The 21,680-nt window shown below is 47.3% G+C and carries 21 protein-coding genes; all 21 read right to left on the minus strand.

The features are described 5' to 3' along the window. Positions 1-123: 123 nt before the first annotated feature. Complete coding sequence (locus FYJ39_RS08775; protein WP_154472095.1) at positions 124-1,239, minus strand: 1-propanol dehydrogenase PduQ; 1,116 nt, start codon at positions 1,237-1,239, stop codon at positions 124-126. Between the two features lie 45 nt (positions 1,240-1,284). After that, positions 1,285-2,700, minus strand: coding sequence for an aldehyde dehydrogenase family protein (locus FYJ39_RS08780; RefSeq protein ID WP_195840404.1), 1,416 nt, complete (start codon positions 2,698-2,700; stop codon positions 1,285-1,287). Positions 2,701-2,735: 35 nt separating this feature from the next. Next, positions 2,736-3,548, minus strand: coding sequence for an ethanolamine utilization protein EutJ (gene eutJ / locus FYJ39_RS08785; protein ID WP_154472097.1), 813 nt, complete (start codon positions 3,546-3,548; stop codon positions 2,736-2,738). 35 nt (positions 3,549-3,583) lie between these two features. Then, on the minus strand, positions 3,584-4,219 hold the full coding sequence (locus tag FYJ39_RS08790) for a phosphate propanoyltransferase (RefSeq protein ID WP_178258360.1): 636 nt from the start codon (positions 4,217-4,219) through the stop codon (positions 3,584-3,586). Positions 4,220-4,313: 94 nt separating this feature from the next. Beyond that, a complete protein-coding gene (gene pduA / locus FYJ39_RS08795) occupies positions 4,314-4,595 on the minus strand; it encodes a propanediol utilization microcompartment protein PduA (protein WP_154472098.1) in 282 nt (93 codons plus the stop codon). A gap of 37 nt (positions 4,596-4,632) precedes the next feature. Then, positions 4,633-5,814, minus strand: coding sequence for a methionine adenosyltransferase (metK, locus tag FYJ39_RS08800; protein ID WP_154472099.1), 1,182 nt, complete (start codon positions 5,812-5,814; stop codon positions 4,633-4,635). 25 nt (positions 5,815-5,839) lie between these two features. Continuing rightward, positions 5,840-7,201 carry an aldehyde dehydrogenase gene (locus FYJ39_RS08805; protein ID WP_268890661.1) on the minus strand — a complete coding sequence of 454 codons (1,362 nt, stop codon included), beginning with the start codon at positions 7,199-7,201 and terminating at the stop codon, positions 5,840-5,842. Further along, positions 7,182-7,445 carry a EutN/CcmL family microcompartment protein gene (locus tag FYJ39_RS08810; RefSeq protein WP_154472101.1) on the minus strand — a complete coding sequence of 88 codons (264 nt, stop codon included), beginning with the start codon at positions 7,443-7,445 and terminating at the stop codon, positions 7,182-7,184. Before FYJ39_RS08810 ends, FYJ39_RS08805 begins: the two co-directional genes overlap by 20 nt. Positions 7,446-7,486: 41 nt before the next feature. Beyond that, positions 7,487-8,056, minus strand: a complete 570-nt coding sequence (locus tag FYJ39_RS08815) for a BMC domain-containing protein (RefSeq protein WP_154472102.1) — start codon at positions 8,054-8,056, stop codon at positions 7,487-7,489. Positions 8,057-8,077: 21 nt separating this feature from the next. Next, the gene (locus FYJ39_RS08820; RefSeq protein WP_154472103.1) at positions 8,078-8,848 is read right to left on the minus strand and encodes a hypothetical protein; all 771 of its coding nucleotides are present in this window, start codon (positions 8,846-8,848) and stop codon (positions 8,078-8,080) included. An 83-nt stretch (positions 8,849-8,931) separates the two neighbouring features. After that, complete coding sequence (pduA, locus tag FYJ39_RS08825) at positions 8,932-9,210, minus strand: propanediol utilization microcompartment protein PduA (protein WP_154472104.1); 279 nt, start codon at positions 9,208-9,210, stop codon at positions 8,932-8,934. A gap of 47 nt (positions 9,211-9,257) precedes the next feature. Beyond that, complete coding sequence (gene pduB / locus FYJ39_RS08830) at positions 9,258-10,034, minus strand: propanediol utilization microcompartment protein PduB (RefSeq protein ID WP_154472105.1); 777 nt, start codon at positions 10,032-10,034, stop codon at positions 9,258-9,260. A gap of 27 nt (positions 10,035-10,061) precedes the next feature. Beyond that, positions 10,062-10,979: a glycyl-radical enzyme activating protein gene (locus FYJ39_RS08835; protein ID WP_154472106.1), complete on the minus strand. Its 918-nt coding sequence runs from the start codon at positions 10,977-10,979 to the stop codon at positions 10,062-10,064. A 35-nt stretch (positions 10,980-11,014) separates the two neighbouring features. Beyond that, on the minus strand, positions 11,015-13,582 hold the full coding sequence (locus tag FYJ39_RS08840) for a glycyl radical protein (protein ID WP_154472107.1): 2,568 nt from the start codon (positions 13,580-13,582) through the stop codon (positions 11,015-11,017). Positions 13,583-13,715: 133 nt separating this feature from the next. Beyond that, positions 13,716-14,288 carry a DJ-1/PfpI family protein gene (locus FYJ39_RS08845; RefSeq protein WP_154472108.1) on the minus strand — a complete coding sequence of 191 codons (573 nt, stop codon included), beginning with the start codon at positions 14,286-14,288 and terminating at the stop codon, positions 13,716-13,718. Positions 14,289-14,383: 95 nt separating this feature from the next. Further along, on the minus strand, positions 14,384-14,581 hold the full coding sequence (locus FYJ39_RS08850) for a hypothetical protein (RefSeq protein ID WP_154472109.1): 198 nt from the start codon (positions 14,579-14,581) through the stop codon (positions 14,384-14,386). 21 nt (positions 14,582-14,602) lie between these two features. Continuing rightward, positions 14,603-16,681, minus strand: a complete 2,079-nt coding sequence (locus FYJ39_RS08855) for a family 16 glycosylhydrolase (RefSeq protein ID WP_195840405.1) — start codon at positions 16,679-16,681, stop codon at positions 14,603-14,605. Positions 16,682-16,824: 143 nt separating this feature from the next. Continuing rightward, positions 16,825-17,706 carry a carbohydrate ABC transporter permease gene (locus tag FYJ39_RS08860; RefSeq protein ID WP_154472111.1) on the minus strand — a complete coding sequence of 294 codons (882 nt, stop codon included), beginning with the start codon at positions 17,704-17,706 and terminating at the stop codon, positions 16,825-16,827. 14 nt (positions 17,707-17,720) lie between these two features. Then, a complete protein-coding gene (locus tag FYJ39_RS08865) occupies positions 17,721-18,626 on the minus strand; it encodes a carbohydrate ABC transporter permease (protein WP_178258352.1) in 906 nt (301 codons plus the stop codon). A 117-nt stretch (positions 18,627-18,743) separates the two neighbouring features. Beyond that, on the minus strand, positions 18,744-20,039 hold the full coding sequence (locus FYJ39_RS08870; RefSeq protein ID WP_178258351.1) for an ABC transporter substrate-binding protein: 1,296 nt from the start codon (positions 20,037-20,039) through the stop codon (positions 18,744-18,746). Then, the gene (locus FYJ39_RS08875; RefSeq protein ID WP_195840406.1) at positions 20,036-21,643 is read right to left on the minus strand and encodes a right-handed parallel beta-helix repeat-containing protein; all 1,608 of its coding nucleotides are present in this window, start codon (positions 21,641-21,643) and stop codon (positions 20,036-20,038) included. Before FYJ39_RS08875 ends, FYJ39_RS08870 begins: the two co-directional genes overlap by 4 nt. Positions 21,644-21,680 lie beyond the last annotated feature (37 nt).

A 21,680-nucleotide genomic window follows, 5' to 3' on the forward strand; every position in this document is an offset into this window, starting at 1 on the left:
GCAAGAAATTTCTCGAAACAATACATTATTTAAAATAACTACTCAATCTTGAATATTCCCTTATTTTACGTGGGTTCTAAGATAAATGTCGTAATATCGATGATTTTGATTTTCGGCGCAACTTTAATAAATGCTTAATAAAATGTCCCTAATCCCCTCTCTCCCTATTTCCCTAGGGGTAGTAGCCAGACAGTGATCCATAAGCGTGTTATGGATCATATTCGGAAGCTGATTAACGTATTTTTCAAGTCCTATGTTAAGCTCTCTAATGGAAGAGGGCATATTCATACTGCGCATTAGCATTTCTATCATTTCTTTCAGTGCAGCTACAGCCTTCTCTGGAGCCTCCTCCTTTCCCGCCACATGGACATTATAAGCTAATGCTGCATACCTGCGCATAATAGAATGGTTTGCGCAGTTATAATCAATCACCTTATTCAAAAGCATAGCATTGGCCAGTCCGTGGGGAACATGAAAGGTGCCTCCCAGCTGATGCGCAATGCTGTGGTTGACGCCCAGCCCTGCTGTGTTAAAGGCCATCCCTGCCAAGGTCGAGGCCTCGTGCATCGCGGTTCTGGCCTCCAGGTTCTTTCCGTCCTTATAGCAATTTAAAAGCTCTTTAAAAAGAAGCTCTACTGACTTTTCAGATAAAGCATCTGAAAACACATTGGCTTTTGTGGCTACATATGCTTCCAGGGCATGGGTCAGCACATCCATTCCTGTATTTGCCGTGACGGAGGGGGAGACTGTCAGCGTCAGTCTTGAATCTAAAATTGCCACATCCGCCAGAATATCCTCTGATGAAACCAAATGTTTGCACTTGCTCTCTGAATCGGTGATTACCGCAACAGACGTCACCTCCGAGCCAGTTCCGCTGGTGGTTGGAATGGTAATAAAAAGAGGACTTGGAATCAGCTTCTTCACGCCTGCAAAATACAGGATTCCCTTTGCAGTGTCAATGGCGGAGCCACCGCCAAAGCCTATTACCACATTCGGCGGCTCTTTGCAGATTACCCTTAAGCCTTTGCCCACCACTTCAATAGTAGGATCTGGAATCGCCTCATCAAATAGCTTAATTCGATTGCTGGAATCCAGAAGATCCATTATGTAATTTATGGCTCCGCCTTCTGAAAGAAATTTATCGCAGACAATCATAATCTGTTTGTTTCGTATTGTCCTCAGATATTCCATCCCATAATGCCCGCTGAGGATTTTTGTTTTTATGTATACATTTGACATGTTCTTTCCCCTTCACAATAGGACCTATTCAGGCTCCATACAGAATCATCGGATGCTAAAAACGTCTGCCATGACGCATCTGCGCTTTCTGCAAAAGCTTCTGGCTGATGTAAGCCCCTCGCCTGTTGGTCCGGCGATTGTAAAAGTAGTAAAGCCTTCTCCCCCAACTCCGATACCTGCATAGGAGGGAGCATTCTTAACAAAGATCGTGGTTTCCATGACCTTTGCCATTTTACTTAGCTTTTCTATATTTTTGGAATGCATCATGGCAGTATGCCTGTTTCCATGCTCTGCTTCATGGGCATACTCAATGGCCGTGTCTACATCAGACACACGCACAATCGGAAGAATCGGCATCATCAGCTCCTCCTGAACCAGAAGGTGATCCTTCGGCACTTCCATAATAATTACCTTCACACTGTTATCAACAGTGATTCCCAGCCGCTTCAGAATATACTCCGCGCTCTTCCCTACAAAGGAGGTTTCAGGCCCTCCCTTTTCCGTTGTCACCAGAGCAATCAGCTTCTGGATAAGAGCCTCATCCCTCATCTCATAAGCGCCGTTTCTCTTCATATAATGAATCAGATGATCGCAGATAGAATCTACCGCAAACACTTCCTTCTCGGCAATACAGGGGACATTATTGTCAAAGCTGCAGCCTGCTACAATATCCATCGCCGCTTTCTCAATATCCGCAGTCTCATCCACAACCACCGGAGGATTTCCCGCCCCTGCTCCAACTGCCTTTTTGCCGCAGGACAGCACCTTCTTAACGATCGATGGCCCACCCGTTGCTACCAAAAGCCGTATCTTAGGATTTTCAATCAGCTTATTGGTATTCTCAATGGAAGGCTCTTCCACCATGGTAATCAGATTGGCCGGCGCTCCTGCATCCATTAATTCTTTATTTAATAGTTTAACCAGAGTCTGGGATACCCGTTTTGCCCTTGGATGAGGACTGAAAACAACCGTATTTCCACCTGCAATCATAGAAATGGAATTATTGATAATGGTTTCTGTGGGATTGGTGGTTGGAGTGATCGCTCCGATTACGCCAAATGGGCAATATTCCACCAGAGTCAGCCCTCTATCCCCCGTGACAGCCTCCGTAGCCAGATCCTCGGTTCCAGGAGTTCTTTCAGCCGCCAGGCGGTTTTTAATTAATTTATGCTCATAGCAGCCCATCTCTGTCTCATCCACTGAAAGCCGGGATATTAACTCCAAATTTTCCCTTTTAAGGACAGCAGATCGAATGGCCTCCACATACCTCTGACGGTGATCCAGCTTTGAATGCAGAAGCTTTTTTTGCGCCTCCTCAGATGCATCAATGGCCTCATCCATAGTTTCAAATATACCGTAATTCTCTGGCCTGGACAGGGAGAACCTCTGCGTCTGTTCTGTTTTCAGCTCCTTTAATGCCTGCTCCACCATCTGCTCTATCACTTTTATATCCATATCCAAGCGTATCACACCTTCTTTCATTGTTATGTGGGATTTTAGCCGGCATTCCAGGCAATGCCAAGGGGAGTAACAAACAGCGCATGATTGGTTTTCACTGTTTTTATTCCTAATTCCTTCTCAAAGGTGCCCTCAAACGCTTGAAAGCAGGAGGCTCCGCCTACCACATAGACGCAATCTACCTCAAACCCAGTAAGGAATCCCTTCACAATAGCTGCCATTTTCTGTACTACCGGCTTTATAATAGGGAACACCTCCGCCTCCCTGGAGCTGTCTTTTTTAATCGTCTCCGCCTCCTGAACCGAAATACCATAATATCCAGCCAGAGCCAATGTCATATGTATACCTCCCGTAGGCTCATCCGCAGTAAAAATGACCTTTCCGTCTTTCAATATACTGCTCCCTGTCGTACCGCCTCCTACATCCACCACAGCTCCGTCTGTAATATTCAGGACAGAAGCCGCTGCTGTCGGTTCGTCAATCACGTTGATCACCTCAAATCCGGCCCCTTCCACTACATTGGCAATGCAGCGCGCATTCCCCTCCATAATCCCAGGAGGAATTGCCGTAGCCGCCGTTTCCAGTGTTACTCCCAGCCTATCCTCCAACTGGGCCTTTAGACGTCCAAGCTCCTGCATCGCTCCTACAAAATCCACCACAATTCCATCCCTTACTACCTTGGAGGCTGCGGTGGCTCCTGCAACCGGGCGGTTTTCTTCATCTGCAACAGCGATTACAAGATTGGCAGTTCCCAAATCCACCCCCGTCTTCAAAGAGCCGGAAAATGGGTTACACCTTTCTTCCTCGATCAGACGGGCAAATTCAGACAACACTTCTTTGGTTATAAGCATGCAATCCCTCTTTTCTGTTTCTATCAAAAGCCAGCTCAGCGGCGGATCATCACATAATCCTGATTGCTGAGGGCGCAGGCATTCGCCTCGTCTACATCTACATGCATTTCCAGGGAAAACTGCGGTGACACTCTCACCAAAACATCCCCCAATATCCCATGCCTTTCCCCGAAGGTTTCCACCTCTACTACCGCCTTATCCCATACTCCCATGACCTTTGCCTGCCGGGGCGTCATATGAATATGGCGCAGGGCAATGATTGCTCCCTCAGAAAGCAGAATCACTCCCTTGGGTCCGATTATCTCCAGGCCCGGCGTTCCTGACAGGCATCCTGATTCCCTGATAGGAGGCGTAATTCCCAAACGAAAGCTGTCGGTTTTGGAAATCTCCACCTGGCTCTGCATTCTTACTGGCCCCAGTATTCTCACCCGTTCAAGCTCTCCCTTTGGCCCACGTATGGTTACGGTTTCCTCGCAGGCATATTGCCCCGGCTGTTTCAAATCACTTTTCTTTGTCAGATTATATCCCTTTCCGAACAAGGCTTCCAAATCCTTCTGTGATACATGAATATGCCTGTTTGAAACGCCTATGGGAATTTTATAGGTATGATAGGCTTTCACCTTTTCTATTACCCGCTGGGTTACCAGTTTGATTAGCTCCTCATCCACCACCAGTTCCACCTCCTTTCACCAATAACGTGCGCCTGCCTGCATCCGGTACACGTTCTACTTAAACAGTCTTTTTGGGCTGGTTATATGCCAGATTCTATTCTGTGGTCTTTGGCAGAATTTTCTCCACATCTGTGTGAGGTCTTGGAATTACATGCTGGGATACCACCTGGCCTACATTGGCCGCTGCGGCCGCTCCCGCGTCCACAGAAGCCTTAACAGCTCCTACGTCCCCTCTGACCATAACAGTTACCAAACCAGAACCGATTTTTTCATATCCTACTAACGCCACATTAGCAGCCTTTGTCATTGCGTCCGCTGCCTCAATTGCACCTACCAGCCCTTTGGTCTCAACCATTCCTAAAGCTTCATTTGACATATTGTTTTCCTCCTGATTTTAATAAATTTTATTCTCTTTAATATGCTAGCTGCTTCAATATCCACGCCTTGTCTGTCTCTTCCCATCGAAAGCCCTGATTGATTCTTCCGAAATGTCCGTAAGCCGCGGTCTTCAGATACTGTGGTCTTCTCAGATCCAATTCCGATATGATGTCTGCCACACCAAAGGAAAATACGTTTTTAATGATTTCCTCTATGTGGCTGTCCGGTATCGTTCCGGTACCGAAGGTGTTGATGGCAATAGCCTCCGGCTCTATCCGGCCTATAACAAAGGCAAGGGACAGTTCACATCGCTTCGCCAGCCCTGATGCCACCACATTTTTTGCCACGTAACGGGCCATATAGGCAGCCGATCGATCCACCTTGGTAGGATCTTTTCCTGAAAACGCTCCGCCTCCATGCTTTCCGACGGTGCCATAGGTATCCACCATAATCTTTCTTCCGGTCACCCCGGTATCTGCTGCCGGCCCTCCGATTACAAAGCGTCCTGTGGGATTCACATAAATTCTTGTTTCCGGGGTGAGCCATTTGGAACTCACAATCGGGTCTATAACCGTACATCGGATGAATGCTTCCAGAATTTTATGGGAAATCTCTTCACTGTGCTGAGCAGACACTACAATGCTGTGTATGGAAACAGGCTCTCCAGCCTCATTGTATTTCATTGTAACCTGAGTTTTCCCGTCAGGGTACAGAAAATCCACCTTCTGCGCCTTTCTCACATAAGCCAGCTGTTCCGAAAGCCGGTTAGCCAAATAGCAGGGAAGGGGCATCAGGCATTCCGTTTCGTCTACCGCATAGCCGTACATAATTCCCTGATCTCCGCCTCCTAAGGCCTCCCTCCCTCCCTGTTCCCCTCTGGTCACTCCTATGGAAATGTCAGGGGATTGATCGTGTATATTCGTAAATATCATGCAGCTCTCAGCATCAAAGCCTTTTCCCCTCTCCACATATCCTATCCTCCTGATAATTTCTCTGGCTTTCTTAGCAGGATCTACCTGTGCCTTAGAGGTTATTTCTCCTGCAATCATCACGGTGTCTTGGGAAGCCATAACCTCCACTGCAACACGGGATGAGGAATCCGCTTCAAGATAAGCGTCCAGAATACCGTCTGCAATCTGGTCGCACAGCTTATCAGGATGGCCTTCTGTTACAGATTCTGAAGTAACGTAATAAGCGCCTTTCTTTTGACCTTCCATTATTCCATCCACCTGCTTTCCTGAATCAACGAATGGAAAAGCCGCTTGTAAGCGTACATCTTCTTCGCCGCGCAAAATGCCTGGCTGTCGTCGTCCCCTCTCCTGTGGCCGTAGCGATGGTAAAGCTTGTATGGCCTTCCTTATCAAAACCAATTCCCAAAAGAGAGGCCCCATTTTTTACAAATACGGAGGTCTGCATTTTTTTTGCCGCCCTGTTCAGCCGTTCTATGGATTCAGAATGAATGGTTGCTGTATGCTTATAGCCCTGCTCCAATTCCAAAGCGATTTCTAGTGCCTCATCAAAATTCTCTGCTTTGATCAGAGGAACAAGGGGCATCAAAAGCTCCAAGGCCGCAAAGGGGTGAATCCGCTCTGTTTCCGCTACAATCAGCCGGACGGAGCTGGAGCAGGCAATTCCGGCAGCCTTCAGAATCTCATCGGCGCTTTTTCCCTCCAGCTTTTTATTTATTACAAAATCCTCCGTAACTGCTACACTTAGAAGACTCTGTAGCTCCCCTTCATCCTTGACATAATACACTCCATTTTTCAGAAGCTCATAGATAAAGGGAGCCGCTGCCGCCTCCACCACTACAATGCCTTTCTCCGACGTACACATTAGATTATTGTCAAAGGAGGCTCCCTGAACAATATCCCTTGCTGACTTAGCCAGATCTGCCGTCTCATCCACTATGGCAACCGGATTGGCAGGCCCGGCTCCGATTACCTTTTTACCGGATAGCATAGCCTGGCGCAGGGAACTGCTGCCGCCGGTGCAGACCACCAGATCCACATCTGGATGGCTCATAACCTCTGCGGTCAATCCCATAAGGCTTTCGTGCAGTGTAACCACCAGATTATCGATACCGCACACAGTTCGGATTGCGTTGCTTATAATTGCTGTTAAAAACTGTGAAACCTTAACTGCTCTCGGATGCGGACAATGAATGATCGCATTTCCAGCAGCCAGCATGCCAATGGTGTTGCTAATTAAGGTAGCGCAGGGATTGGTACAGGGCTGCACTGCACAGACAATTCCAAAGGAAGACAGCTCGTATAGCGTCATACCGTGATCTCCGGTATTGACTTCCGTAATCAAATCCTCTACTCCCGGCGTCATTTCAATGGAAAGCCTTATCTTCTGAGCCTTATCCTTTACATTTCCCATCCCTGTTTCTTCCACTGCCATAGCGGCCAGTTTATTTGCCATAGGCCGCAGAGCGTTTTTTATATGCTCCAGTATTTCCTTCCTCTCATTCAGGGTAAGCTCAGTATATCTGCCGTAGGCTCCCTTCGCGGCAGCTACAGCATCTGTTACGCTGGAATAAACACTGCTTTCCATATCAAACATTACCTCCTTCCCTGCCTTTTTACATATCCATTGTATCAACGATTCCTATAATTGCCATATCAATGGCGGCCTCTCGCCTCCTATTATCTACCCGGACCGCAGAACCCTGGCCTATCAGAACCGTTTCTCCCACTCCGGCTCCTACGTAATCCACAGCCACTTCCTCCGAATCAATGTAATCTCCCAAGCTGTTAATCCGTCTGATAATCATCAGCTTGTAGCCTACCAGAGATTCGTCCTTCCTCGTAGCTACAACCGTTCCTATGATTTTAGCCAATTTCATACTGCTCACTTTCCTTTCCTGGAGAGCTGGCTGCCTGAACCCTACGGGGAGGTTGAGACTCCCTTATGTTTACGTCCTGTGCCTGCGTCTTTCTTTGAAGCAGCGGTGCCTTTAGCAGACGTTCCTTTCTTCGGCGTTTTTTGCTCTGCCGCCTCTGTCTCTGGCTCCCGCTTTGCCGAACCTGTCTCTGATGCCTCTGGCTTCTGGCCTGTCAGCTCTGTTTCTTCCGTCTCCGGCTTCTTAACAGCTTCTGCTGTTTTAGGCGCCTTCATTCCATCACACTCAGCATTTATCTTATTTTCCTGCTCCAGCTTTGCAGCTCCAGCCTCCGGCGGAGTTGGATCACAAAAGGTATGTTCCACAAAACCGGTCGGTCTCGGAATAACCTTCCAGGAAACCAGCTTTTGATTTGCAGCTCCAAGTTGCCTTCCAGAGCTTACAGCAGCATTCACAGCGCCTACATCTCCGGCTATTTTTATAGTCATATATCCCAAACCTTTTGTATTTTCAATCTCTAGAAGCTGGATGTTGGCTGCTTTTACCATGGTATCTGCCACTACAACCGCAGTGGACAGTCCCTGGATTTCAACCAACCCCAATGCCTGTTTCATCCGATCACCTCACAATCCTGCTTATTTAAAGATAATATTCAGGTACTTTGCCCTTTCCTTTGCCATATCTGTGACAATATCCTCTGGCTGCAGCTGCAAAACACCTTCAAAAGCCAGGGATTCAACATTGGAGGCTGTTATGACCCGCTTCCTTCCCCTGTTAGACGCTGCCGGCTTAAGAGGAAGAAAACCCGTCTTTACAGCTTGCCTGGCAGGCACCTTCTCCTTCTCCGCTTCCCGCTCAGCCAATTCATCCTTTCCGCAGATTTCAATTCCGTATTCCAGCACCTGCCTGTAATAGCCCATAATACGATTCACATAGGCAGGCTTTTCCTTTCCTGAAAATCTCGCCAGCCCTGAACGCAAAAGCAGAATTCTGCTTCCTCTTTCGATACAGTCTGCAATCCATGAGGTTTCAAATGTATCACTGATGCACAACGCCGTCTTTACAAGCATATCTCTGGATACAACAGGAAACAGGCTGATGGCATCACCCAGATCCTCCGGCCTCTGGCGGCAGCGGTATACAATGCCTGCACAGGCTTTACAGCCCTTCAATCTTCCCTCATACCCCAGCTTTTTCCATGAAGCAGGTATGACCGGATATATTTCATATGAATTAGACGTTTCCATCTCATTTAGAAATTCTTCATATTTTTCATTCCAGGCACAAGCGCATATCATATAAAGCTTTCTCCGGCTTCTTAAACCGGTCATTATTTTTCTTTCAGCCTCCAGCGCGTACAGCGCACGCAGCACCAGTTCCTTTAGCCGTTCTTCACTGATCTCCAATAGCTCTCACCTCGTTTCAAAGGAATCCCCTTCCCAAGGGATAAGGGTATTCCCTGACTGCGCCCTGCCTGCTGGCATTGCTCTTATTCAAGATGCAAAAGGAGCTTTTCAACATCTGTATGAGGACGCGGAATCACATGGGTGGAAACCACCTCTCCCACCGCTGACGCAGAAGCTGCGCCTGCGTCTGTAGCTGCCTTAACGGCGCCTACGTCTCCTCTTACCATAACAGTAACAAGACCTGAGCCTATTTTCTCATACCCTACCAGGGAAACATTGGCTGCCTTCACCATGGCGTCTGCTGCCTCGATAGCGCCAACTAATCCTCTCGTCTCAACCATACCTAATGCGTCTGCGTTCATATAGAGCCTCCTTAACTGATTTACTTATCTCTACGTATACCTTACAATTAAATATACGGAGTTGTTGTAGACTTAGGTTCATCTCCCAGTGCCCCTAACATCTTCTTGCCTGCGTCAATCGCTGCTCTTACCGCCTGCCTGACTGCTCCGGAATCACCGGTAAAGGTAAGAAGCACCTCATTGGAATAGCTGGTGCCTCCAGCAGGCGAGCAATAGCCTACTACCTCTACATTGGCTGCCTTTACTGCAATATCTGCCAAAACAGTTCCGATTGCAGCAGGTCCAGCGCAGGTCATTCCAAAGGCTCTGCCTATGGGAGCTCCCAATGCCTTCTCCAGGCAGTAGCTGGCTCTTGCAGTGTACTGAAACTCCAGATGGCCCGCATCATTTACATACACATCTCCAAAGTATTTTGGCAACGCCTGAAGGGCAATCTCCACAGCTCTCCTTGCATCAGACACATCCTCTGCTCCAATATAGATTAAGCTTCCATGTCCTGCGCCGCCCTTTGTATCTCTTGGCAGCTCCACAGAAATAATCTCTGTATTTGTCGCCTTTACAGCCTCATCAACCGCCCAAATCTGAGGGCCTGCCCCGACTCTTCCGCCTATAATTCCAATGGAACGATATTTACCCAGCTTCATCACATCCACCAGCAGCGGATCTACGCTTGCGATTACAAGGCCAATGGTATCTCCTATCGCCGTTCCCACAAATTCCGTAAGGCCAATACCTCCGCATCGTTCAGACCTGCTGTCCGTCTGCTGTATTCCCAACTCATCAGAAACCTGCTGCATTACTTTCTCAATTAACTGTTGATCCATTCTTCTTCCTCCATTCTCAAATCCTGTCTACCCGCCGATTACACAGCAAAAGCCATAGCTTTCAACCGCGGCCTTACATTCCTCCAATTCCTCCGGCTGCAGCGGCTTTGCATGCTTCATAAGATAAGCCCTGCCCATTAATTCGTACTTATTTGCTCCGAAGGAATGATAGGGGAGCAAATGTATGGTTCTTATATTTGTCAGTGTCCTTGCGTATTCCGCTATTTTCTTAATTGCCTCTATAGAAAAATTAAAACCTGGAATTACCGGAACACGGATTACCGTATTGGAAATCCGGCTTATCCTGGGAGCGTTTTTTAAAACCAGCTTATTGTCAGCTCCTGTGTGCTTTTTATGCTGGGCTTCGTCCATATGCTTTATATCCAGAAGCACTGTATCTGTATAGGGAATTACCTTCTCAATCGCCTGACTGCTTCCTATACCCGTCGTCTCGATTGCAGTATTCCAGCCCTGTCCTTTACATGCCTGCAAAAGTCCAGCCGCAAATTCATACTGCATAAGAGGCTCACCGCCGGATAAGGTGATACCGCCGCCAGAACGCCGGTAGGTGGTGGCGTCCTTCTTAAGCTCCTGAACCACCTGCTGAACGGACATCCTCCTTCCCTTAAGCGTCAGAGCTCCCGAAGGACAGGAGTTAACACATTCACCGCAGCCCACGCACCTGTCCCGGTTAATCCAGCTCCTGTTATCCGGGCCAATGGCTCCCTGTTTGCAGGCCGCTATACAACGGCCGCAATGAAAGCAATTCTCCCTTTTATACATAACAACAGGCTCCATATTCTGAGATTCAGGATTGCTGCACCACTGGCAGGAAAGAGGGCAGCCTTTCAAAAATACAATGGTTCGGATTCCCGGTCCATCATGCAGGGAAAACCTCTGGATATCAAAGACGATTCCCGTTAAATTATAATTAATTGAATCCATACCGTTCCCCCTTATTCTTTTCCTTTAAAACGTGACTAAAAGGCTTGCTCTGTACGGCTGATAATATCGTCCTGAACCTCTTTTGCCAGCACAGTAAACTGGGCGCTGTAGCCTGCAACACGCACCACAAGATCCTTATATTGCTCTGGATTTGCCTGGGCAGCAAGAAGGGTATCCTTGTCTATAACATTAAACTGTACATGCATGCCCTTATGGTCAAAATAGGAGCGGACTACAGAAGCAAAACGCATCAGGCCCTGGTCTCCCGCAAGCGCGGAGGGAATGAACTTCTGATTATACAGCGTACCATTGGAATAGTTTGCATGATCCAGCTTCGCTACGGACATAGCCGCTGCTGTAGGCCCATTGGTATCCTTGCCCTGTCTTGGGGATACCCCGTCTGCCAGAGGCTCCTTTGCAAGCCTTCCGTCCGGAAGAGCTGAAACATCCTTTCCGAACAATACGTTAGCAGATACAGGATAGCATCCGGCCTGAAACTGACCTCCCCTCGGATTCCTGTATTTTTCTACTTCATAAGAATAAATCTGTCCACAGCGTCTTGCTATCATATCTACTTCATCATCATCATTTCCAAACCAGGGGGTATTTTCCATAATCCTTCTGATATTGGCATAATCAGCGTTAACGCAGGCTGCCTCTGCCTTTACAGGCTCTGATGCAGAAGGCCAGCGGCAGGCCTGAGCCGGGGCGGAGCATGCCAGCTGCGCCTGAAGATCAGCCAGATTAATCGAGCCATTATTGCTGAGAATACGCTTAACCGCCTCATAAATCCGGGCTTCATCGGAGCAGTTGCCTTCAGAACTTGCTTCTGCACAGGAATACCCGAAATTATTGTCCATAGCCTCCTTCAGCTGGGCCATGGTAACCTCCTTGCTTTCAAATACGTGCTTCTTAATGGCATACAAAGAATCGCCTGAATCGGCTACACCAAAGGCCTGAGGGCCTGTAAAGTTATAAATGGCACCGCCCTCCTGGACACTTTTCCCTCTTCCAATGCAATCATCAACTAGAGCAGACAGGAAGGGAAGAGGCGCTCTCTGAGCATGCGCAAAATCAACACAGTTGTCAGCCTCAGCCAGATGATATACAAAATATTCCATCTGCTTCTTATAAGCGGCAAAAATATCTTCCATACAAGTAAAGGAGGTCATATCACCGGTTGCAGGGCCTAACTGCTTATCTCCCACCTTGCCGTTGTTAAGCGTAATTTCCAGAACCTTAGCAATGTTAAAAAATGCCGCATCATGCCAGCCCTCTGTCTTGTGTGGGCACTGCGGTTCCACACATCCGATAATGCAGTAGTTTCTCGCGTCAGCCAGGGATACGCCTCTATTGCACAAGGAAGGAATAATAACCTCGTCATTGTACATAGCAGGAACCCCAAGCCCCAGCCGGGTTACTTCGCAAGCTCTGTACAAAAATTCATCTGGCGTATTCTGATGCACACGGACAGAGAAGGAAGGCGCCGGAAGCTTCACATGGGCAACCGCCTCCATACACATATAAGACACATCATTTGTCGCGTCCAGCCCATCCTCAGTCTGCCCTCCTACAATCAGATTCTGGAATACGGCATATCCTGCGAATGCCTGCGCAGAAATCTCATCACGGGTCTTATTCACATCATTGAGCTTAACCCAGATACAGTCAATCAATTCCTGCGCAAATTCCCTTGAAATGTTTGTATCCGCCTTAAGGAAGGGATACATATACTGATCGAAACGTCCCGGGGAAATCGAATGTCCGTTGGCTTCTATCTGAATCAATATCTGTACAAACCAAAACGCCTGGCAGGCCTCGTAAAAATTAGAAGCCCCCCGTTCAGGAACCCTGTCACAGTTAGCCGCAATTTGAAGCAGCTCCGCCTTTCTGACAGGATTCGGGCAGTCTGCCGCCAGTTCTCTGGCCTTAGACGCATAGCGGTGTGCAAAATTAATTGCCGCCGTATATGTAATAACAAGAGCCTCATAAAAGTTTTTCTTCTTAATGTACTCTGGATCGCTGGTATCCAGCTTATCCATAGCGTCAATCACCTGTTTGATGATTCCTGTAAAGCCGATTGTGAGAACCTTACCATAATCCACACATACATGACCTACGCCTCCGTAGAAATAGTTGCCTACTGTAAACACGCCGTTTGCGATACAGTCCTTTGTCTCCTGAGACATATAGGAATCAGCCAGCGCACTGGTAGTCCTTCCCTCCCAGTACTTGAAGGCCTCGTGCAGCTCTGACGCTGTCTCTTTAGGTATCTGAAAGGGATCTGCGATTCTGGTTCCCATTGTTTCAAATTCTTTTTCAACCCAGTCAAAAGAAAACTCCGGGCAAATCTCGGTAGAGCGAAGGTTCTTTGTAATGGCTCCTACTATCAGCTCATCCTCATGAATGGTAACTGGAAGATTGTTGAAAATTTTCTCCGCGGCCTTGGCGCGTCTCATAATGGGAGACAGGCCCTCCGTCTCTTTATAAGCTTCCGTTACCAGAACCGCTCTCTCAGACTCAACACATGGGACAGCGTCCACGATTGCCCTTTTAAGCCGCTTCACTCTCTCGGTTGGTTCCGTAAACCCTTTTGCTAACATAAACATCCTCCTTTTATAATTTTATAGTTCCTCTTGCCTTCCATCATACCCCACTCACTGCTGAAACCAAGCATATTATCAAAACGTAAAAAATGAAACATACAGACTTTTACACAGATGCTTCAGATGCAGGTTATATTGCAGTAATTTCTAAAAGCTTTATAAAGCCCTTCAGCAGTTCCACATTCCCCGGCCAGGCAGGAGCAGTGACCAAATTTTCATGTATCACCGCCTCCCAGGGCTCCTTTTCCACAAAGATACCTCCCACCGCCAATACCTCCGGCTTAACAGCAGGATACGCTGTTACCCTTTTCTCTCTCAGCACATGAGCCGCTGTCAAGATCTGCACTCCGTGGCAGATAGCCGCTACCGGTTTTTTAAGATCCATAAAAAAATGTACAATATCCAAAACCCTGTAATCCAGCCGCAGATATTCCGGGGCTCTTCCCCCTGTAAGGAACAGCCCGTCATACCCCTCCAGCTTCAAATAATCAAAGGAAGCATTAAGCGCAAAATTATGTCCCTGTTTTTCAGAATAGGTCTGATCCCCTTCAAAATCATGAACGGCTGTTTTAATTTTGTCACCCGCCTTCTTGTCAGGACATACCACATCCACCTCCGCACCAATTACCTTAAGAGCCTGGTACGGAACCATAACCTCATAATCCTCCGTATAGTCGCCTGCCAGCATCAGCACTCGCTTCATCCAACTCCTCCTCTTCTCACTTCAACAACAGCCCATCACCCTCAGCCTTGCATCTGACCTTTTTTTACTATTGTAGCATGAAGCTAACCGTTTATTTAGGCATTAGGCAAACCTATTTTGTGTACTTTACAAACCTTTTCTTTCAAATCCTTTGCATAAGCCCAGTAAAACCAGAATAAACGCATACGAGCAATGTCCCAAGAACGCCTAAAACAGAAGCCTTCACAAAAAGAAAAAACGGCATAGCCACGAATGACTATGCCGTGATTTATTAAAGAGCGGCTCTGATCCACTCCGCTTCCTTATCTGCTCGTTTATTGGATAACCTCAACTGGTAAAGCAGCCAAAACTTCCCTTGTCTGTCCTTCATTTGCCGGATTTATAAAAGCAGCATTATATACGGCTGTTTTTGTATCTAACGATTTCTGCGGATTCTTCCATGACCATCCTTCCGGCAATGAAACCGTAGATAACTTCTCTCCTTCCTTACCTGTTAAGGCGTTAGGCAATACCACTAATTTTAAAGATTTTCTTACAAGCTTTTGCCCTGGTGTAACTTTGCCCGTAATATCATCCGTTGTCGATTCTGGAACAGCCGTATAATGAATCTGATACACACCCTCTTTCAGGTCAGGTAAATTTTGAAGCTTTCCTCTATCACTGGAGCTGGAATAAATTAAGCTTACCTTTGTTTGTCCAGTTCCGTTTTCGCCAATACCATTATTCACAAACATATACTCATCTTCAATGGAAAAACGCACCTCATATTGAGACGTTGAATCCTTCAGCTGAACATATTTTAACAAATCGGCATCCTTTAATGCCTGCCCCTTCACAACCGTAATCGTCTGATTCCCTTCATCCAGCTTAGGCTCTAGTTTAGGAATCCCTGCGTAATAAGCCTGCGCTGCTGCCGCCTGTTGACTATCCTGAGACCATTTTACCCAATCAATTATGAATCGTGTATTATCTTCCGCCAAATATGTGCCGGCATCTCCGGCCCAATTTCCACCGGTTGCCAAATTTAATTGAATGTATTGGGGCCTGCATAAGCTTTCTTTTGCAGCCCGCATCTGAGCATCTGTTAAATCCTTAAAGTAAATCACATTATAGATTTCATTGTCAAGATACCATTCTATTTTTGTATCCGTCCAGTTAATTCCATAAATATGATATTCCTTTGAAAGATTTTCTTTTAATGTTGCATTTCCACTGGTAGCATTATCGTAGTTTTGGCCATAGCTTCCATCCTTATCAAGATCTGCGGTATCACTCCAATAAAAATGCGGTGTTCCGTAAACGGTTTTATTGCTTTGCCCACCCATGGGAGCTTCCCCCGCAGCCAAGCGTGCGTCTGTTGGCCCTCCAATTATTTCCATAATATCAATTTCGCCGCAGGAGGGCCAGCCATAGGCCTGTCCCTTATCTGCTAATCCATCCATTGAAAAATCAGCTCCAAGCGTCCAAAACGCCGGGAAAGCCCCTTTCCCTTCTGGAAGCTTTGCACGCATTTCAAGACGTCCATATAAGAACTCCTTTTGTCCCACTGTTCTCACACTGCCAGAATTGTAAATAATTCTTCTTGCTTTATTTCCACCAGATGGATTCATATAATGGTAAGCTTCCGGGCGTTTTGTCGCTTTTAAAATCAGGTTGCCATCCTGCACAGAAACATTCTCTTTATTATTGACATAATGCTGCTGTTCATTCCCCCTGATACGGCCTAGTTCATAGCCCCAAACCTCTTGATCCAGAGCGTTTCCATTAAAATCATCCACCCATTTTTCAACCACTTCTGACAGCTGTTCCTCTGCCACAAATACATCGTCGATACTTACAGCCGCATTTGTACAAGCAGGCGTTGTACTCTCTGCCCATTTTACCAATCCAACTATGACTGACTTTTTACCATGCGCCGGTGTAAACTCCATTTCAACCTCTTGCCAGCCCTTTGTTTTGGAAAGCTCAAGTTGTTTAAAGCTGCCGTCAAGTCCATACTTCACGACTAAGAACACACCCGATACAGCTTCCTCAAGCGTATCTACCTTAACCTTCGCAGTTAATTTATAATTTTTCCCACCTTCCACATCTATCCTTTGAATCAAATAATCATCAAAGGTTCCTTGAGAAATACTACCATAATAATTATTTCCGGCCCGTTTATTTACAGAGCCATTCCCGCCTTCCTTCACTGCCCAATTCGAATCCTTGCTGAAATCTCCATTAAATACATGATTCAAATCTCCATATTTTATCCCTTTGCCAAAGTTTCCTGAATGATTTTCTGTACGAACCGTTCCATCATTAGCCATTGTTGTATAAACACCCTTACTTATCACAATAGCCGCGCTTAATAAAGAAACCAACAGCCTGCTCCATTTTGTTCTGCTCATGCGCTCTCCTTTCCCATTTCTGTTCCCATAAAAAGCATCCTGCTCTCCAATTCCTCTCCATTCTCCAAAAGCAGAGGCCATCTCTTCCGTATTTCAATATATCAAGCTCGCAGCAACCAGCTCTCCATTCATAAAGTAATTCATTATCCTTTCACCCCACCGCTGGTAATTCCGCCAATGATTGTCCGGGACAGAATCAAAAACAGCAGAAGGGTAGGCAGGAATACGATAACCACGGCGGCAAACAGGCCGCCCCAATCACCAGTATACTGCATCGCGGTAAGCACGCTTTTCAAACCAGGACCAACCGGCATATTTTTTTCAGAGGAAGCAAAAATCAAAGAAAGAAAATACTCATTCCAGACATTCATAAAGTTAAAAATACACACCGTTACAATGCCTGGCTGAGCCAAGGGCAGCATAATCTTCCAGAAGGTTTTCATCGGAGGGCAGCCGTCAATCGCTGCAGCCTCTTCATATACTCTGGACAAGCTAGCAAAAAAGGTAATTAAAAATGTAGTGGTATAAGGAACCTGCATCCCGATATACAACAGAATAAGCACGATTTTGGAGCCGGTCAGGTGGGCTCTGGTTGCCAGAGAAAACAGCGGAAGCACGACCATAATCTGAGGAATACTCATCGCTGTTACAAAGCCGCTTCGGATCACTGTATTGCCCTTAAAGAAGCATCGAGCCAGCACATACGCGGCAGGTGCGCTTACCAGCACAGAACCGGCCATGGCACATATCCCATACAACAGGGAGTTCTTGAAAAAGGTAGAAATGCTGTTGGTCGACCATGCCCGAATATAATTTTCAAAATGCAGCCCTGTGGCAAATTTCAGCGTCTCTCCCCGCATAATTTCCGGTGCGGTAGACAGGCTGGCCGCCACGATCCAAAACAGCATAACTAAGGTAAGCAGGCACCACAAGCCTACGATCAGATGGCCGGGTAACAAGCTCAGCTGCTTTTTAAAACCGCTGGAAGACACTCGTATCCGGCTCCTCTTACTCTTTGCTTTCATCCTCTTTTCCTCCTTTACAGCTCCAGATCATCCTTCTTTATCAGGCGGTTCATTACAGTAAATACAAGAAGCACCACCGCTGCCATTATCACGCCTACAGCCGCGCCGCGGCCGCCATCTCTGGAAGCGCTTCCAGTATCTCCAAAGGTTACATTGTACATATAAACAAAGGGAGTGATGGTGGAAGACTCGCTGCTTTGGGGCGCGCTCCACATCTGGCTCCATACAAAAAACCCTACCACGCTTACTGTCCAAAAGGTAACGCAGGTTTTAAACACCCCTTTTAGCAATGGCATTGTAATACCGAAAAACTGCTGAAGCCGGTTTGCGCCGTCAATGGTAGCCGCCTCAAAAATGTCTCCTGGCAGCTGCTCAATCCCACTCATAAAAATAAGCATGAAATATCCTACAGAGCCAAAGCAAAAAGCTATCAGCAGGGAATAAAACTTAATCGAGCCATTCATATAATCAGTCATAGCCAGCCGCTCTGCTCCTATTACCTCAAAGAAGCTGTGGAGCAAACCGAATCTCTTGTTATACACATAATTGATCCACATGGTAGACATAGCGACTGCATTGATAATATTGGGTATATAGATGACGGTTCGATAAAAGCCCTTACCTGCTACACCACTGGTCAGAATCACTGCAAACAAAAGCGCGATTCCCAGTACAATCACTCCGCCCAGCAGCCATATCTTCAGCATGTTTATCATTGCAACCTGAAAGATGGAGGTCTTTGCCAGATCGAGATAATTAGAAAGTCCCACAAATTTCCACAGTCCCACCGAATCGCTGACCGACTCCACAGCAAAAAAGCTCATGGAAATGGTTCTGACGATTGGATACAAAAAAGCACCTATAAAAAAGAGAAGGGCAGGCGTCAGAAAGCAGACAATCATTTTCTTGCTTTGTTTCACTTAAATCTCTCCTTTCACTCCGGCCTCTGACTGGCTTTGAACAGGCCGGCTTTTCCTGGCGTCATCCTCAGGGGCCAGCCGCCCGAAAAACCGGGCGGCCGTTTTATGCCCATTCGTTTATTTTTTCTCTGACATAGCGTCCACAAAGCCTTGGCCGTCAAGCTCCAGCTTCATCAGCTTCATGAGATTTTCCTTTATAAACTCCTTGTAATCAGTATTCGTTTCCAGGCCAACTCCCCAAAGGTAGTTTTTAGTCATCTGCTTAAAATATGGCTCTGCGCCGCTTACCACCTTAGGCCACTCTGCATTTTCCGTATCGGCAGGGATAGAGGAGACAGATTCCGCCATCTTTTTATCATATTCGCCCGTCACAACAGTCAACAAAAAATCGAATGCCTCCTGCTTATGCTCGCTCTTATCCACAATACCAAATCCCTGGCCTCCTACCATAGAGGCCTCCGCTCCATCTATACCACCCTTAACCGTTGGCCAAGGGAAGAAGCCCCAATCTACATCCGCTCCTGTATTCTGGTTGATCTCGTTGGGAATCCATGATGCGTTTAAAATCATACAGCTTTCACCAAAGCCGATTTCATTCTGTCCGTCCGGGTAGTTGGCCGGCGCATAGGGTGACATATAGCCCTTTTCAAACAGGGAGCGGATGTCATCTGCCGCCTGCTTTGCCTCCGGCACATTTGCCCAATCTGCATGATTCAGCGTTTCAAGCACCTTGTCCTGACCGATATACCGGGCCAGCTGATACCCATAAAGGAGAGTAACAGTGTCTGAATTGCAGGTCATAGGGTTAACGCCTGAATCCTTAAGCTTCTGGCAAACCTCTAACAGCTCGTCAAAGGTCTCAGGAGTTTTAGTGATGCCTGCCTCATCAAACATAGCCTTATCATACCATACGCCGGTGGTATAAGGCTGGTAAGGCATCGCCTTTAATACTCCACCGCCCCACTCCTTGGAGTTCTCCAAAAGGATAGGCATAACGTGCTTTTCATAATCGGCTTCCTTAGCCATATCTGTCAGATCTGCCAGATATTTTCCGTTTTGCTGCAGCAGGAGCATGTAATCCGTATCAAAGAAATCCACCTTCTCGCCTGAATCCAGAGCAGGTCCAATCAGGTTTTTCATGTCGCGCCCCTTCCACTCAATATTGATATGGATACCAGTGGCTTTCTCATAAGCATCCGCAGCTTCCTGCAGTACCTTCGCCTGGCCCTCAGTAGAATTCCACATAGACCAGTAGGTCAGCTCCCCAGCCCCTTCTTTGCCTGAAGCCGCTGTTGTGTCTGAAGCTGCCGTTGTGTCCGAAACCGCAGGCGCACTTGCGCTGCCGCAGCCGGTCAAAGCCGCAGACAATACACAAGCGCCAGCCAGAATAGTTGCTAATGCTTTCTTTTTCATGTCGATTCCTCTCTTTCCTTTTGAGCGGGCCATAAAGGCTCCGCCAGTTTATCATTGACACTCTCCCGATGTACATTCATCTGGAAAATATGATCAACTTCCTTCTCACTCTTTGCTGGAAGAAAGCCTGAAAAGCGATCTCTGGAATGTACCTGGCCGCTTGTCTGCCTTGGGCCTCCAAGGGGCTCTTGCAGCACTGCCTCTCCCTTTTCCCTGACAATAGCCTCCGTATCCTCTGGTGGGAAATCCAGAAAATTGTAATACAGATTGTGATGATACCTGGCCAGCTCTGTCTGATGATGCCAGTCTCCTAACACGGCTTTCTCTCCGCTGTTGTAAATTATATTATGCTCCACCAGCATATGCCCTCCGGACATATTATCTCTGATGAAGGGAACTCCGGGAGCCATGACAAACACATTGCCATAAATATGGGCATCCGAATTGTGCGCCGGATTGATCACACCCCCCTGATCCAGCATACTGATGTTATAACGAAATGTATTATGTACGCTTTCCGGCTCGCAGAACATAACGCAGCCGCCTCCGTTATTGTAGCTGTAGTTGTACTGATAAACAGTTCCGTCGCCAGAATCCGCATCCCAGGCCTGACCGTCCTGATTTTCAAAGGTATGGTATGCTTCATTATACTGAAACAGAGCGCCCTTGCACTTCCAGGGCCATATGGCGGCAGCTGTCTTTCCCTGACGTTCTCCGGCCAGCTTATATACCGTATCGTTCATTTCCATTGCCACATCCTCCGCCACATTATACTGTATCAGGGGACGCAGGCAGTACATGGGCGTAATTCCATCACCGCCTATGCCTTTCACATAGTTATGCTCCAAAACAACATTCGCATGGCCATATCGTTCCACGATGCTCTCATCCAAACACTTAGTGGCAAAAAAAGGATGGGTATAGCTGTAGCCGGCCGCAATCCCCCACCGGCTGCAGTTTTCCACCACACAGTGATGAATGTACAGCCCATCATAGCGGGCAATGGGATTATCCGCTTTTTCCGGCTTTAAGGCTGTACAGTAAATACCTCCGTTGTTCAGATGCTTATCATATATATTTCCTTTTACGTCATGTATGTACAGCTTCGAAAGTTCAATCTGATGGAGCGTTCCTCCATTCTGGGCCACTACCGCCACGCCGGTCCGGGACATCTTGTCCGCCTGACTGTACCGCTCCCCCGGCACCTGCGGCTCATTGGTAATTTCTATGCCAGTCAAATGAATATATTCGCAGTCATACAAAAGCACTGCGGAGGAAACATAGCCCCGCCACACATGATAAGGTGAATCCAGACCCGTCTGGTAATCCTGATACCACAAGCCCGTACCATTTGCGGCAATCACTGGCCTGGGGCCTGTACCGTAGCTGCCGATTCGCACAGGCTTTGCTCTGCTTCCACGGCAGTTAAGAAGCTGAAGGCTCTGTCCCTCAAAAATCGAACCACATTCCAGGAGAAGCTCATCTCCCGGCTTTAAATCCAGCCTTCCCGCCGCAGCCAGGGACCGGAGGGGCTTTTCTATGCTTCCCTCATTCTCGTCACTGCCACTCCGTTCGCTCACATAATATGCTCTTTCTTTTATCACCTGTTTCCATCCTTCCCTGCCCGCTGTGCCAGCTCAT

Source organism: Clostridium porci (assembly GCF_009696375.1).
In the GTDB taxonomy this organism is placed as follows: domain Bacteria; phylum Bacillota; class Clostridia; order Lachnospirales; family Lachnospiraceae; genus Enterocloster; species Enterocloster porci.

Bases quoted from the DNA above. Each gene is read 5' to 3' on its own strand.
- eutJ (WP_154472097.1), bottom strand. From the start codon at position 3,548: ATGCTTATAACCAAAGAAGTGTTGTCTGAATTTGCCCGTCTGATCGAG.
- pduB (WP_154472105.1), bottom strand. From the start codon at position 10,034: ATGGATCAACAGTTAATTGAGAAAGTAATGCAGCAGGTTTCTGATGAG.
- FYJ39_RS08870 (WP_178258351.1), bottom strand. From the start codon at position 20,039: ATGAAAAAGAAAGCATTAGCAACTATTCTGGCTGGCGCTTGTGTATTG.
- FYJ39_RS08855 (WP_195840405.1), bottom strand. From the start codon at position 16,681: ATGAGCAGAACAAAATGGAGCAGGCTGTTGGTTTCTTTATTAAGCGCG.
- FYJ39_RS08835 (WP_154472106.1), bottom strand. From the start codon at position 10,979: ATGGATTCAATTAATTATAATTTAACGGGAATCGTCTTTGATATCCAG.
- pduA (WP_154472104.1), bottom strand. From the start codon at position 9,210: ATGAACGCAGACGCATTAGGTATGGTTGAGACGAGAGGATTAGTTGGC.
- FYJ39_RS08815 (WP_154472102.1), bottom strand. From the start codon at position 8,056: ATGAAACAGGCATTGGGGTTGGTTGAAATCCAGGGACTGTCCACTGCG.
- FYJ39_RS08840 (WP_154472107.1), bottom strand. From the start codon at position 13,582: ATGTTAGCAAAAGGGTTTACGGAACCAACCGAGAGAGTGAAGCGGCTT.
- FYJ39_RS08775 (WP_154472095.1), bottom strand. From the start codon at position 1,239: ATGTCAAATGTATACATAAAAACAAAAATCCTCAGCGGGCATTATGGG.
- pduA (WP_154472098.1), bottom strand. From the start codon at position 4,595: ATGTCAAATGAAGCTTTAGGAATGGTTGAGACCAAAGGGCTGGTAGGT.
- FYJ39_RS08845 (WP_154472108.1), bottom strand. From the start codon at position 14,288: ATGAAGCGAGTGCTGATGCTGGCAGGCGACTATACGGAGGATTATGAG.
- FYJ39_RS08860 (WP_154472111.1), bottom strand. From the start codon at position 17,706: ATGAAAGCAAAGAGTAAGAGGAGCCGGATACGAGTGTCTTCCAGCGGT.
- FYJ39_RS08810 (WP_154472101.1), bottom strand. From the start codon at position 7,445: ATGAAATTGGCTAAAATCATAGGAACGGTTGTAGCTACGAGGAAGGAC.
- metK (WP_154472099.1), bottom strand. From the start codon at position 5,814: ATGGAAGGTCAAAAGAAAGGCGCTTATTACGTTACTTCAGAATCTGTA.